The sequence below is a fragment of the Nocardioides fonticola genome (assembly GCF_039536805.1).
Classification (GTDB): domain Bacteria; phylum Actinomycetota; class Actinomycetes; order Propionibacteriales; family Nocardioidaceae; genus Nocardioides; species Nocardioides fonticola.
The window spans coordinates 144116-157723 of sequence record NZ_BAAAZH010000020.1 but is presented as its reverse complement, the minus strand read 5'-3'; the positions used below and the strand labels follow the sequence as shown (position 1 = coordinate 157723).

The 13608-nt window shown below is 71.4% G+C and carries 10 protein-coding genes; 2 read left to right on the top strand and 8 right to left on the bottom strand.

The features are described from left to right. Positions 1–28: 28 nt before the first annotated feature. Genes ABD671_RS14220 through ABD671_RS14200 form a run of 5 tightly spaced genes read right to left on the bottom strand, consistent with a single transcriptional unit; the run spans position 29 to position 4186 of the window. Positions 29–1594 carry a long-chain-fatty-acid--CoA ligase gene (locus ABD671_RS14220; RefSeq protein WP_344734078.1) on the bottom strand — a complete coding sequence of 522 codons (1566 nt, stop codon included), beginning with the start codon at positions 1592–1594 and terminating at the stop codon, positions 29–31. 36 nt (positions 1595–1630) lie between these two features. Further along, a complete protein-coding gene (locus tag ABD671_RS14215) occupies positions 1631–2044 on the bottom strand; it encodes an SRPBCC family protein (protein ID WP_344734077.1) in 414 nt (137 codons plus the stop codon). A 7-nt stretch (positions 2045–2051) separates the two neighbouring features. Continuing rightward, the gene (locus ABD671_RS14210; protein ID WP_425574922.1) at positions 2052–2939 is read right to left on the bottom strand and encodes a phosphoribosylaminoimidazolesuccinocarboxamide synthase; all 888 of its coding nucleotides are present in this window, start codon (positions 2937–2939) and stop codon (positions 2052–2054) included. 18 nt (positions 2940–2957) lie between these two features. Further along, entirely contained in the window at positions 2958–3590 is a 633-nt protein-coding gene (locus ABD671_RS14205; RefSeq protein WP_344734075.1) for a GyrI-like domain-containing protein, read from the bottom strand. After that, positions 3587–4186, bottom strand: a complete 600-nt coding sequence (locus tag ABD671_RS14200) for an antibiotic biosynthesis monooxygenase (protein ID WP_344734074.1) — start codon at positions 4184–4186, stop codon at positions 3587–3589. The genes ABD671_RS14205 and ABD671_RS14200 overlap by 4 nt, the downstream gene beginning before the upstream one ends. Positions 4187–4211: 25 nt before the next feature. On the opposite strand from ABD671_RS14200, the gene ABD671_RS14195 reads away from it, so the two are divergent. Further along, on the top strand, positions 4212–4826 hold the full coding sequence (locus tag ABD671_RS14195; RefSeq protein ID WP_344734073.1) for a hypothetical protein: 615 nt from the start codon (positions 4212–4214) through the stop codon (positions 4824–4826). 106 nt (positions 4827–4932) lie between these two features. Here ABD671_RS14195 and topA read toward each other — a convergent pair whose 3' ends face one another. Then, positions 4933–7662: a type I DNA topoisomerase gene (topA, locus tag ABD671_RS14190; protein WP_344734072.1), complete on the bottom strand. Its 2730-nt coding sequence runs from the start codon at positions 7660–7662 to the stop codon at positions 4933–4935. A gap of 122 nt (positions 7663–7784) precedes the next feature. Next, positions 7785–9266: a DUF7059 domain-containing protein gene (locus ABD671_RS14185; protein WP_344734071.1), complete on the bottom strand. Its 1482-nt coding sequence runs from the start codon at positions 9264–9266 to the stop codon at positions 7785–7787. 239 nt (positions 9267–9505) lie between these two features. Here ABD671_RS14185 and ABD671_RS14180 point away from each other — a divergent pair, with 239 nt between their 5' ends. After that, on the top strand, positions 9506–11071 hold the full coding sequence (locus ABD671_RS14180; protein ID WP_344734070.1) for an Ig-like domain repeat protein: 1566 nt from the start codon (positions 9506–9508) through the stop codon (positions 11069–11071). A 103-nt stretch (positions 11072–11174) separates the two neighbouring features. On the opposite strand, the gene ABD671_RS14175 is transcribed toward ABD671_RS14180, so the two are convergent. After that, a complete protein-coding gene (locus tag ABD671_RS14175; RefSeq protein ID WP_344734069.1) occupies positions 11175–13451 on the bottom strand; it encodes a sodium-translocating pyrophosphatase in 2277 nt (758 codons plus the stop codon). Positions 13452–13608 lie beyond the last annotated feature (157 nt).

Here is a 13608-nt window from a genome sequence, read left to right as displayed (position 1 = left end):
GGCGGGGCCCTTCGTCACGCGGACGGCGTCAGCTCAGCTCGCGCTTGAGGATCTTGCCGGTGGCCGTCATCGGCAGGCTGGGCACGATCTCGACGATGCGCGGGTACTTGTAGGCCGCCATCTGCTCCTTGCCCCAGGCCACGAGCTCCTCGGGGGTGGCCTCGGCGCCGGGCTCGAGGATGACGAACGCCTTGACCTCCTCGCCGTGGCTCTCGTGCGGGACGCCGATCACCGCGGCCAGCGAGACCGCCGGGTGGGTGATGAGCAGCTCCTCGATCTCGCGCGGGTACACGTTGAAGCCACCGCGGATGATCATGTCCTTGGAGCGGTCGACGATGTAGTAGTAGCCGTCCTCGTCGCGACGACCGAGGTCGCCGGAGCGGAACCAGCCGTCGGGGCTGATCGACTCGGCGGTGGCCTCGGGCCGGCCGTAGTAGCCCTTCATGACGTTGTGGCCCTTGATCGCGATCTCGCCGACCGCGTCGGGGGTCCACTCCACCGGCGTCCAGGAGTCGGCCTGGAGCAGCTCCATCTCCACCCCGGGGATCGGGCGGCCGATCGAGCCGACCCGCACCGGCTCGCCCCACGGCGAGAACGAGGCGACCGGCGAGGTCTCCGAGAGGCCGTAGCCCTCGAGGATCGTCACGCCGAAGCGCTTCTCGAAGTTCTTGTGCACCTCGACCGGCAGCGCCGAGCCGCCGGCCACCGCGACCCGCAGGTTCGCCTTGATGGCCGCGACGTCGATGGTGTCGTCGAGGGCGTTGAGCAGGCCCCAGTACATGGTGGGGACGCCGGCGAAGAACGTGACCGACTCCTTGAGCATCAGCTGGAGCGCCGGACCCGCCTCGAAGCGCGGCAGCATCACGACCGTGCCGCCGAAGGCGAAGCCGGCGTTCTGGATGCAGGTCTGGCCGAAGGAGTGGAACAGCGGCAGCACGCACAGGAACGTGTCGGGGCGATCGACGTCGGCACCGAACAGCTCGCGGCTGATGAGCGCGTTGTCGCGCATGTTGCGGTGCCGCAGCTCCGCACCCTTGGGGCGGCCGGTGGTGCCGGAGGTGTAGAGGATGACCGCGGTGTCGTCCTCGTCGGTGGCGACGCTCTCGAACGTCGGCGCCTGACCGGCCAGCGCCGCACCCAGCGTCTCGGCGCCCTCGATCGGGGACGGCGCCGCCGGATCGGCGGTGATGAGGAAGAAGTGCTCGCACTTCTCGGCCTCGTTGAAGCCGGCGAAGCCCTCGGCGCCGATCGGGAGGTCGGCGGTGCCCTGGAAGCAGAAGTACGCCTTCGCGTCGGAGTCGTCGAGGTGGTAGGCCACCTCGCGGCCCTTCAGCAGCACGTTCAGCGGCACCACGGTGCCGCCCACCTTGAGGATGCCGTGGTAGACCACCGTGAACCACGGGATGTTCACGCACGACAGACCCACCTTGTCGCCGTGCCCGACACCGCGCGAGGCGAGCAGGTTCGCCACCTGGCTCGAGAGCGCGTCGACCTGCGCGTAGCTGAGGCGGGTGTCGCCGAAGACGATCGCCGTGCGCTCGGGGTAGGCCCGGGCGGTGTCCTCCAACAGGCTGGCGAGGTTGTAGCTGGTCACGTGGCCTCCGTCACTCTCGGGGGGAATGCGGTCAACCTACCGGGCGGTCCCTACGAGGCGGGAGGCTCGTCTCAGGTCGGATCGCACGGCACCGGGCGAGATGCGGTTCAGCAGGAACGCGCCGGGGCCGCGGATGACGAACCGCGGGGTCACCAGGCAGCCACCGGGCGCCGGCTCGAAGGTGAGGGTGAGCTCGGCGGAGAACATCCGCCAGGTGCCGCGCTCGCTCCAGCTGCCGGGCCCGCCGTCGACGGGAGCGTCGAGGTGGGTGGTCTCCATGCGGGGCTTGAGCCCGGGCGTGGTGACGTCGACCCAGGTCTGGCCCACGCCGACCTCGCCGACGACGTCCTCGACACGGCGCAGGCTCGACTGCCAGGACGCCCGGTTGCGCGGGTCGGCCAGGTAGGCGCACGCGACGTCGGTGGGCACCGGGAAGTGGACGCCGCTCATCGCCGCGTCACCACGTCTGACCGGTGAGGAGTTCGTAGGCCTCGAGGTAGCGGGCGCGGGTGCGCTCGACGACCTCGGCAGGCAGCGGCGGCGGCGCCTCTCCCGACGCCTTGTCCCAGCCCGATGCGGGCGAGAGCGCCCAGTTGCGCACGATCTGCTTGTCGTAGGACGGCTGCGCCTGCCCCGGACGCCAGTCGTCGGCCGGCCAGAACCGGGAGGAGTCGGGGGTGAGCACCTCGTCGGCCAGCACGATCGTGCCGTCGGGCCGCGCACCGAACTCGAACTTGGTGTCGGCCAGGATGATGCCGCGCTCGCGGGCCAGCGACTCCGCGCGACCGTAGACGGCCAGGGTCAGCTCGCGCAGGGCGGACGCCGTGGCGGCACCGACCGTCGCCTCGACCGCGGCATAGGAGACGTTCTCGTCGTGGTCGCCCAGGTCGGCCTTCGTGGCCGGGGTGAAGATCGGCTCGGGCAACCGGCTGCCGTCGACCAGCCCGCCGGGCAGCGGGATGCCGCAGACCTCCCCGGTGGCGGCGTAGTCGAGCAGACCCGACCCGGTGAGGTAGCCGCGGGCGACGCACTCGACGGGGAACATCGCGAGCTTGTCGCAGATGACGGCGCGGCCGCGCACGGCGTCCGGGACGTCGGTGGAGACGACGTGGTTGGGCACGAGGTCGGCGACCTGCTCGAACCACCACAGCGACATGCGCGTGAGGATCTCGCCCTTGTCGGGGATGGTCGTGTCGAGCACGAAGTCGAAGATCGAGATGCGGTCGCTGGCCACCATGAGCAGGCGGCCGGCGTGCTCGCCGTCCTCGATCTCGTAGAGGTCGCGCACCTTGCCCGAGTGCAGGTGGCGGGTGCCGGGGATCGCCGGCGCGGGCGGGAGGACGATGTCGGCCACGGGCCCAGCCTAGGGCGTCGCCGGAGGCCCGACCGGGCGGACCGGCTGCCGCAGGACGGTGCGCAACCGCGCGGGCGCGACACGTCGCGGATCGCCGAGGTAGATCTCGTGATGGGGGCCGTTCCAGGTCAGACCCGAGGCCGGCATCAGCTCGTCGTGCAAGCGGGCGAGGATCGGGCCCTCGTCGTCGTACGGGCCGACGTGGAGCACCTGGAGGCAGCGGCCCTCGGCTCGGATCTCGAGCCGCACGTCGCCGATCCGCGACGCGGGACGCCGGGCGAGCGCGGCCGCCTGCCCCGCCGTGACGTCGGCCTCCTCGACCACCGGAGGGAGCGCGATGAGCATCGTCCAGCGCCACTCGTCCTTCTCGCGCCGCACGAACGATCCGGGGTCGTCGCTGGTCCACAGCCCCTCGAGCGGTCCGACGACGAAGGTGTCGCCCGTGCGTGCCTTCAGCGCCGCGCGGACGGCGTAGCCGAGCGTGTAGAGCGCGGCGACGGCCTCGGAGTACGCGCTCGAGGTGTTGGGGTCGCCGGCGCCGTCGATCGCGAGGAACCGGAGATCGGGGACCTCGACGTGCGCCCAGTCCGGACGCCGCTCTCGATAGAGCTGCGGCCAGATCGCCTTGACGTCGTGGTTCACCCGACTCGACCGGGCCGGCCGGCTGCGCGCCGCCACGGTGCCGGCCGCCCCTGGAGGAACCACTCCATGCGGCGCGTGATCCACGGCAGCGCCAGGTAGGTCATGATCGGCGTCATCACCAGCACAGTGGCCAGCACCCGCAGCGGCAGCACCCAGCCGGCGATCGTGTGCCTCGCGAGCAGGTTGGACAGCACGCTGAGCGGATAGAAGACCAGGAAGATCACGGCCGCCTGCTTCCAGCGCGGCGGTGCTGCGGCCGGGACGCCGTCCACCTCACGCGAGGCGGGCTCGTCGAACCAGCCCTCGATGCCGGTGAGCCGCTCGAAGCGGGACTCCTCCAGGCCGAGGGTCGCGGCCGAGGCCTTCCACCAGCGCCGCTCGCTGGACTGCTCCCACGCGGCCAGCGACTCGGCGTCGGCGAACCGGAACAGCATGTGCCAGGTGTCCGATCCCGGCTCGGGGCGCAGCCAGCCCGACCCCAGGAAGCCGGGGAACCGGTGCACCAGCGAGGTGCCGGCCTCCAGCCACGCGATCATCTCCGGCTCGTGCCCCGGGTCGAGATGGCGGGTGATCGAGACGGTGACGGGTGTGGACATGCGCCCAGGCTGGCACAGTGAGGGCATGGCGGAGTCGGCTGAGCAGGTGTACGAGCGCGTGATGTCCGTCGCGGACGCCGAGGGGCGGTTGCCGCTGCCGGAGATCGCCGGCTGGGACGTCTTCCCATGGGAGGTCGTCGACGGCGTCCTGCGGCCGAAGGTGCTGGCGCCGCCCGCACCGGAGAAGCCGCGCAACGGCGAGGCCGGCACCGTCGGCTGCCACGCGTGCGCCGTCCCCGACGAGCGGGTGGTGTGGGAGGACGAGCACTGGCAGCTCATCCACCTCGGCGGCCCCAGCGGCCTCCCGGTCGTGCTGATGCTCAACACGCGCGAGCACCTCGACGCCGGCGAGCTCTCCGACGACCTGGCCTCCGAGCTGGGCCGCATCACCAACCGGCTCGTGCGCATCATCGAGGGCCTCGACGGCGTGGGTCGCTGCCACGTCAACCGCTGGGGCGACGGCGGTCGGCACTTCCACCTGTGGTTCTTCGGCCGCACGAAGGGCCTGGCGACCATCCTCGGCTCCTACGCCGTCGAATGGGACGAGGTGCTGCCGCCCGTGCCCGAGGACCTCTGGCGCGACGACCTCCACACGATCGCCACCAAGCTCGCGAACTGGGGTGGGGACGCGCGGTACTGAGGCGCGGGAGTTTCCCCGGTCAGCCGGGGAAACTCCTTCTTGGCCCAGCTTGCATTGCCTGACAGGTGGGAGCTTCCCCTGACAAGTCGGACGGTTCCGACCGGCCTCAGGACTTCTTCGCAGCAGCCTTCGTGGTCTTCTTCGCGGCCGTCTTCTTGGCAGCGGTCTTCTTGGTCGTCGTCTTCTTGGCGGCCGTCTTACTCGCGGCGGCCGTCTTCTTCGCCGCGCCCTTCTTGGCCGCCTTCTTCGCCGGGCCGCGCTCGCGCCGCTCGGCGAGGAGTTCGGCGGCGCGCTCGAGGGTGATCGACTCGACGCTGTCGTCCTTGCGCAGGGTGGCGTTGTACTCGCCGTCGGTGACGTACTCGCCGAAGCGGCCCGACTTCACCACGACCGGCTGACCCGAGACCGGGTCGTTGCCGAGCTCCTTGAGCGGCGGCGCGGCCGCGGCCCGGCCGCGCTGCTTGGGCTGGGCGTAGATGCGCAGCGCCTCCTCGAGGGTGACCGTGAAGATCTGGTCCTCGGAGGTCAGCGACCGCGAGTCGGTGCCGCGCTTGAGATAGGGGCCGTAGCGGCCGTTCTGCGCGGTGATCTCCTCGCCGTCCTCGCCGGCGCCGACGACGCGCGGCAGGGAGAGCAGCTTGACGGCGTCGTCGAGGGTGACGGTGTCGAGCGACATCGACTTGAACAGCGAACCGGTGCGCGGCTTGGCGCTCTTCGGCGCGTCCTCGGGCAGCACCTCGGTGACGTAGGGGCCGTAGCGGCCGTTCTTGGCCACGACCTCCAGGCCGCTCTCGGGGTGCCGACCCAGCTGGATCTCCTCGCCCGCGGGGTTGGCGAGCAGCTCGCGGGCCTTCTCCAGCGTCAGCTCGTCGGGCGGCAGGTCGTCGGGCACGTTGGCGCGCCGCGCGAACGGCGTGCCGTCGTCGTCCGGGCCCTCGATGTAGGGGCCGTAGCGTCCGACGCGCAGGTGGATGCCGCTGTCCTCGCCCGCGATCGGGAAGGTGGCCAGCTCCCGGGCGTCGATGTCGCCGAGCTCGTCGACCAGCTTCTTGAGGCCCTCGACGTCGCCGGAGCCGAAGTAGAACTCCGCGAGCTCGGTGTTGCGGTCCTTGCGGCCCGCCGCGATCTCGTCGAGGACGTCCTCCATCTGCGCGGTGAACTCGTAGGAGATCTGCCGCGGGAAGTGCTCGACGAGCAGCCGGATCACCGAGAACGCCAGCCATGCCGGCACCAGCGCGGTGCCCTTCTTGTAGACGTAGCCGCGGTTGAGGATCGTGCCGATGATCGAGGCGTAGGTCGAGGGTCGGCCGATCTCGCGGTCCTCGAGCTCCTTGATGAGCGTGGCCTCGGTGTAGCGCGACGGCGGCTTGGTCTCGTGACCGGACGCCGCGAGGGACGCCGCGTTGAGCGGGTCGCCCTCGGCCAGCGCGGGCAGGCGCGCCTCGGAGTCGTCCTTGTCGGCGCCGGCCTCGTCGGTGCCCTCGACGTAGGCCTTGAGGAAGCCGTGGAAGGTGATGACGCGGCCGCTGGCGCCGAACACGACGTCCTGGCCCTCGGCGCTGCGGCCGCCGAGGCGGATCGAGACGGTCTGACCGACGGCGTCCTTCATCTGCGAGGCGACGGTGCGCATCCAGATGAGCTCGTAGAGACGGAACTGGTCGCCGGTGAGGCCGGTCTGCGCCGGGGTGCGGAAGGAGTCGCCGGCGGGGCGGATCGCTTCGTGCGCCTCCTGCGCGTTCTTCACCTTGCTGGCGTACACGCGCGGCGCGTCGGGCAGGTACTCGCTGCCGTAGAGCTCCTGCACCTGCGCGCGGGCGGCGCCGACGGCGGCGTCCGAGAGCGTGGTGGAGTCGGTACGCATGTAGGTGATGTAGCCGTTCTCGTACAGCCGCTGCGCCACCGACATCGTCACGCTGGCGCTCATGCCGAGCTTGCGGCTGGCCTCCTGCTGCAGCGTGGTGGTGCGGAACGGCGCGTACGGCGAACGGCGGTACGGCTTGGACTCCACCGAGCGGACGTCGAAGGTGGTGTCGCGCAGCGCCTCGACCATCGCCTCCGCGCGGGAGCGGTCGAGGTGCACGACGTCGGCACCCGGCTTCAGCAGGCCGTCGGTGCCGAAGTCCGAACCCCGGGCCACGCGGGTGCCGTCGACCGAGTGCAGCTTGGCGGGGAACATCCGCTGGTCGTGCTTCGCGCCGGCGTCGAAGGTGCCCTCGAGGTCCCAGTAGGAGGCCTGGGTGAAGGCCATCCGCTCCTTCTCGCGGTCGACCACCAGGCGGGTCGCCACCGACTGCACGCGCCCGGCGGACAGGCCGGACATGACCTTCTTCCACAGCACCGGGGAGACCTCGTAGCCGTAGAGGCGGTCGAGGATGCGCCGCGCCTCCTGGGCCTCGACGAGGTCGTCGTTGATCGAGCGCGGGTTCTCGACCGCGGCCAGGATCGCCGGCTTGGTGATCTCGTGGAACACCATGCGGTGCACGGGGATGTTCTTGGGCTTCAGCTCGTCGAGCAGGTGCCAGGCGATGGCCTCGCCCTCGCGGTCCTCATCGGTGGCGAGGTAGAGCTCGTCGGCGTCCTTGAGCAGGCTCTTGAGCTTGGCGATGTGGCTCTTCTTGTCGCGCGGGACGACGTAGTAGGGCTCGAAGCCGTTGTCGACGTCGACGGCGAGGCGGCCCCACGGCTTGTCCTTGATCTTCGCCGGGGTGTCGGCGGCGCTCTGCGGCAGATCGCGGATGTGGCCGATGGAGGACTCGACGACGTAGCCCTGGCCGAGGTACCCGCCGATCGTGCGGGCCTTCGCCGGGGACTCGACGATCACCAACTTGTGTGCCACAGGCCTGTCTTCCTCGCGTTGCGTCGGGACCCCGTGCGGGGCCCACGGCCGCTCACGGTAGCGCGTGCACCCGACGCGTCCATTCCCGCGGGCCGCGGATCAGGACGCCGAGGGGGCGCCGGTCACGCCCCGGCGACGTCGGCGAAACCCTCCCGCACCAGCGCCTGCGCGGTCGGCAGGTGGTCCTCGCGGACGGCGTCCGGCTCGAGGTCGAGGAGGTCGGCGAGCGCGTCGAGGATCTGCCCTACGGTGAGGTCGCCGTCGCTCGCACCGAGCAGCGCGGCCTCCACGGTGTCGGCCTGGCGGGCGCGCCGCAGACCGCGCTGCTGGCGCAGCACGATGGTGGCGGGATCCTCGGCGCCGGGCGCCCCCTGGGTCTCCTGCTGGACGTCGACGCGCGCGACCAGCCGGTCGTCGAGGCCGACCTCGCGGCGCTGGGCCGCACCCCACGACCCGATGGCCGGGGCGATCGGCTGCTCGACGTCGTAGGGCCAGTCGAGGAACTCGCGGGCGGCCGTGCCGGGCGCGGCACCGGTGCGCAGGTTGATCCAGCCGAAGCCGATGGCCGCGACGCCCTGCTCCTCGAACCACGAGAGCCAGGTGTCGTACCGGCGCTGGTACTCCCCGAGGTCGACCGCGCCGGTGGCCGGGTGCTGGCCGGCGTCCTTGAGCCACAGCTCGACGTAGGCCGAGGGGTCGACCACCTCGCGCTGCACGACCAGCGCGTCGCAGTCGGGCGCCAGCCAGGAGGCCAGCCGCTCGTCCCACGCCTGGTCGCGGCTGATGACCCAGTTGCCGAGCACCTGGCACCAGCCGCCCTCGGTGAGGTGGGACGGCGCCGTCCGCACGATGTCCTCGACCACGCGGTCGCCGGGCAGGCCGGAGTCGCGGTAGACGAGACGCTCGCCGGTGGCCGGGGAGATCACGAACGGCGGGTTGGTGGCGATGAGGTCGAACCGTTCGCCCGCGACGGGGGCGAAGAACGAGCCGTCGCGCACCTCGATGCGGTCGGCGAGGCCGTTGAGCTCGGCGTTGAAGCGGGCCAGCCGCAGGGCGCGGGCGTTGACGTCGGTGGCGACGACCCGCTCGCTGTGCAGCGCCAGGTGCAGCGCCTGCACCCCGCAACCGGTGCCGAGGTCGAGGGCGGCGCCGACCGGGTCGCGCAGCGTCAGCTGGGCCAGCGAGGTCGAGGCCGGCGAGATGCCGAGCACGTGGTCGCCGACCACCCGGGTGGGGGCGCCGTCCAGGCCGGGGGTGAGGTCGCTGACGACCCACAGGTGACCGTCGTCGGTGCCGTAGGGCCGCACGTCGAGGCGGGCTGCGACCTCGCCCACCGACTGCTCGATGAAGCCCTCGACGGCGAGCCGGTCGATCAGGCCGGGCAGCGCCTGCTCGGCTGCGGCGATCGGGACGGGCATCTGGAGCAGGAAGAGCCGGACGAGGGTCTCCAGCGGGGTGCCGCCGCGCGTGCGGCGCAACCCCGGCGTGGTCTCGTTGCGGGCCAGCGCCGCGTGCGCCTCGGGGCCGAGCAGCTCGGCCACGGCGTCGTAGGTGAAGTCGGCGGCGGTCAGGGCCTCCCGGAGACGGGACGGGAGCACACTCATGGGCCCGAGGGTAGTGCGGCCCGCAGCCGTCGTCCGTTCCGGCCCGCCATGGCCCGATCGGGTCATCTGTCCCGGCGTTCGGGCATCTCGGTTCCAAGCCGGGGGCGGCGCCCCGACGGCGTCCCTACGTTGTGGGATGGACCGCGGTCGCGGCGGGTCGGGAGCCCCGCCGCACCGCGCGTCCCCGACGACTCCCCCACGGGCTCGTCGCGACCAATGACATCGGGGAGGGAAACCCAATGAAGAAGTACCAGCGCGCACTCGGTGCCGCGGTCGCCGTCGCCGTCGTCGGCGCGGGCGTCGCCGCCGCACCGGCCGCCCAGGCGGCCGACCACGCGCCGCGGTCCCACGTGAGCACCGTCGACGAGGGGCTGCTCGACGCGCTCCTGCTGATCCCGACCCAGCTGCCGGTGCTCTCCGGCACTGCCGGCGTCGGCAACGTGCTCAACCTCGCCGCCCCGGTCTGGAACCTCCTCGGCGTCACCAACAACGTGCAGTGGCTGCGCAACGGCGTGGCCATCCCCGGCGCCACCAGCTGGAACTACACCCCGAGCCTGGACGACGCCGGCAGCACCCTGCAGGCCGTCGTCACCGGCTCGCTGCTCGGTCTCCTGCCCGTGCAGGCCATCAGCAACGCGCTGCCGATCCCGCTGCTCGGCGGCGGCGGCGGTGGTGGCGGCATCACCGACATCCTCAGCGTGCTCCAGTTGCCGAGCCTCGACGGCCTCGGCGAGGTCGGCTCGCTGCTGAGCATCCTCGACCCGGTGTGGAGCCTGCCGGGCGTCTCCATGGCCTACCAGTGGGTCGCCGACGGCACCCCGATCGACGGCGCCACCGGCAGCACCTACATCCCCGTGCTCGGCGACGCCGGCAAGGAGATCTGGGCGACCATCACCGGCACCCTGCTCGGCCTTCCCGTCGTCAGCACCGTCACCGGTCGCCTCTCGATCCCGCTCACCAGCTCCGAGCCGATGAGCGCCTCGCAGGCACCCACCGTCAACGGCGACGCCAAGGTCGGCCGCAACCTCCAGGTCACCGACCCCACGTGGAGCCAGAGCGGCGTCACCAACACCTACCAGTGGATGCGCGACAGCACGGCCATCGCCGGTGCCACCGCCCGCACCTACACCCTGACCGCGAACGACCTCGGCCACGCCATCAGCGCCAAGGTCACCGGCACCAAGACCGGCTACACCAACGCCACCGTCAGCAGCAACAGCCAGACCGTGCAGCTCGGTGACGCCCCGAGCTACAGCTCGCAGCCGACCGTGACCGGCCGCTACGCCGCCGGCCAGGTGCTCACCGCGAACCCCGGCTCGTGGGGCAGCGGCACCACGCCGACCTACAGCTTCCAGTGGAAGCGTGACGGCCAGGACGTCGCCGGCGCCACCGCCGCGACCTACTCCATCACCAGCGCCGACCTCGGCCACACCCTCGCCGTGACCGTCACCGCTGTCCGCACCGGCTACCACACCGCCACGTTCACCACCTCGAACGTGCCGGTCGGCAAGGTCGGCTCGACGACCTCGGCGAAGCTGAAGAAGGCCAAGATCCCGGCCTCGAAGCGGGCCGCGCTCGTCGTCCGACTCGGCACCGGCAGCACCGGCGTCAAGCCGGCCGGCAAGGTCGCGGTCTACGACGGCAAGAAGCTGCTGAAGCGCTACACCGTCAGCGGCTCGAAGACCCTCACGCTGCCGAAGCTCAAGGCCGGCGTGCACCGCATCCGCGTCGTCTTCGCCGGCTCGCAGGTGACCCAGAGCTCGCGCTCGAAGGTCCTCAAGCTGACGGTCGTCAAGGGTCGCTGACCCGCACCACCCGGACCCCGCCACGGAGCGAGAGGCCCCGACCGGATCGGTCGGGGCCTCTCTGCGTGTCCGGGGTCCGGACCTGACCGGACGGCGCCGGAGGTCAGGCCTCGATGGCGACCGCGCGGCGCTTGGACATCACCACCACCGCGGCGATGATCGCCACGGCGACCAGGGAGATGACGATGCGCAGGGCGTCGTTCTGGTCCTCCCCGACGCTCATCGAGACCACGGCGCTCGCGATCAGCAGCGAGACCAGGTTCATGACCTTGATGAGCGGGTTGATCGCCGGACCGGCGGTGTCCTTGAACGGGTCGCCGACGGTGTCGCCGATGACGGTGGCCGCGTGGGCGTCGGACCCCTTGCCGCCGTGCAGACCGTCCTCGACGAGCTTCTTGGCGTTGTCCCACGCGCCACCGGCGTTGGCCAGGAAGACGGCCATCAGGGTGCCGGTGCCGATCGCGCCGGCCAGGAACCCGGCCAGGGCGGTGAAGCCGAGACCGAAGCCGACCGCGATGGGCGCGAAGACCGCCAGCACGCCGGGGGTGATCAGCTCACGCAGCGAGTCGCGGGTGACGATGTCGACGACCTTGCCGTACTCGGGACGCCCGGTGCCCTCCATGATCCCGGGGATCTCCCGGAACTGGCGGCGCACCTCCATGACGACGGCGCCGGCCGCGCGTCCGACCGCGTTGATCGCCAGGCCCGAGAACAGGAACACCACCGCGGAGCCCAGCAGGATGCCCACGAGCACCGAGGGGTCGAAGACGAAGGCGTGCAGCAGTTCACCGGAATCGTCGGGCCCGAGCTCCTCGAGGACCGAGGTGGCGTAGGAGCCGAAGAGCGCGGTCGCGGCGAGGACGGCGGTGGCGATCGCGATGCCCTTGGTGATCGCCTTGGTGGTGTTGCCGACGGCGTCGAGCTCGGTGAGGATCTGCGCGCCCTCGCCGCTGACGTCGCCCGACATCTCCGCCACGCCTTGGGCGTTGTCGGAGACCGGACCGAAGGTGTCCATCGCGACGATCGACCCGACGGTGGTGAGCAGACCGCAGCCGGCGAGCGCCACCGCGAACAGCGAGATCGACAGCGAGCCGGTGCCGAGCAGGAAGGCGCCGAACACGGCGCCACCGAGAACGATCGCGGTGTAGACCGCCGACTCCAGGCCGACGGAGAGGCCGGAGAGGATCACGGTGGCCGGTCCGGTGAGGCTGGTCTGGCCGACGTCCTTGACCGGGCGGTACTCCGTGCCGGTGTAGTAGCCGGTCAGCGCCAGGATCGCGGCCGCGAGCACGATGCCGATGACCACCGCGATGGAGGCGATGAGGGCGGGATTGCCGTCCGGCGTGCTGGTGGAGATGGCGTCCAGGGCCGAGCTGGACAGGCCCGTGAAGTCGTTGAAGCTCGTCGGCAGGTAGACGAAGGAGAGCGCCACGCTGGCGATCGCCGCGATGCCGGCCGAGAGGTAGAACGCCCGGTTGATGGTCACCAGGCCGTTCTCGCCGGCCTTCGGGGTGGTGAAGTAGACGCCCGCGACCGCGGTGAGCGCGCCGATGGCCGGGATGAGGAGCGGGTAGACCAGGCCCTTGTCGCCGAAGGCCTGCGAGCCGAGGATCAGCGCGGCCACCAGGGTGACGGCGTAGGACTCGAAGAGGTCGGCGGCCATGCCGGCGCAGTCGCCCACGTTGTCGCCGACGTTGTCGGCGATCGTGGCGGCGTTGCGGGGGTCGTCCTCGGGGATGTTCTGCTCGACCTTGCCGACCAGGTCGGCGCCGACGTCGGCGGCCTTGGTGAAGATGCCGCCGCCGACCCGCATGAACATGGCCAGCAGGGCGGCGCCGAAGCCGAAGCCCTCGAGCACCTTGGGCGCCTTGTCCTGGAAGAGGATCACCACCAGGCTCGCGCCGAGCAGGCCCAGACCGACGGTGAGCATGCCGACGGTCGCGCCGGTGCGCAGACCGATGCGCATGGCCGGTTCGCGGCCCTCGGTGTTGGCGGCGGCCGCGACCCGGAGGTTCGCGCGGACCGCCAGCGACATGCCGAAGTAGCCGACGGCGGCGGAGAAGCCCGCACCGACGAGGAAGAAGACCGACCGGAAGATCCGGACGGTCGCGTCGTCGGCGGGGAGGGCTAGCAGGGCGAAGAAGGCCACGGCGGCGAAGATCGCCAACGTGCGGAACTGGCGCTGCAGGTAGGCGTCGGCGCCTTCCTGGACAGCCTGGGCGATGGTCTTCATGTTCGGCGTGCCCTCACCGGCGGCCAGGACCTCGGAACGGAACATCGCCGCCATCACCAGCGCACCGAGCGCGATGAGACCGACCACGATGACCAGCACGAGGTTGCCGCCGGAGACTTCCACGACCGCGGGAACGATCCCCGGCATGTGTTTCCTCCTGCGAACCGAAGGGGGGACCCAGATGTGACCTAGGTCTCACGGATGGCCGGAGTCTACGCACGCCGACGGGCAGGACCGCACGTAAGTGTGACCTGGACCACACGGCGCGGCGGGCTGCGGACGCGGCGCGACGGCGTCCTCACCC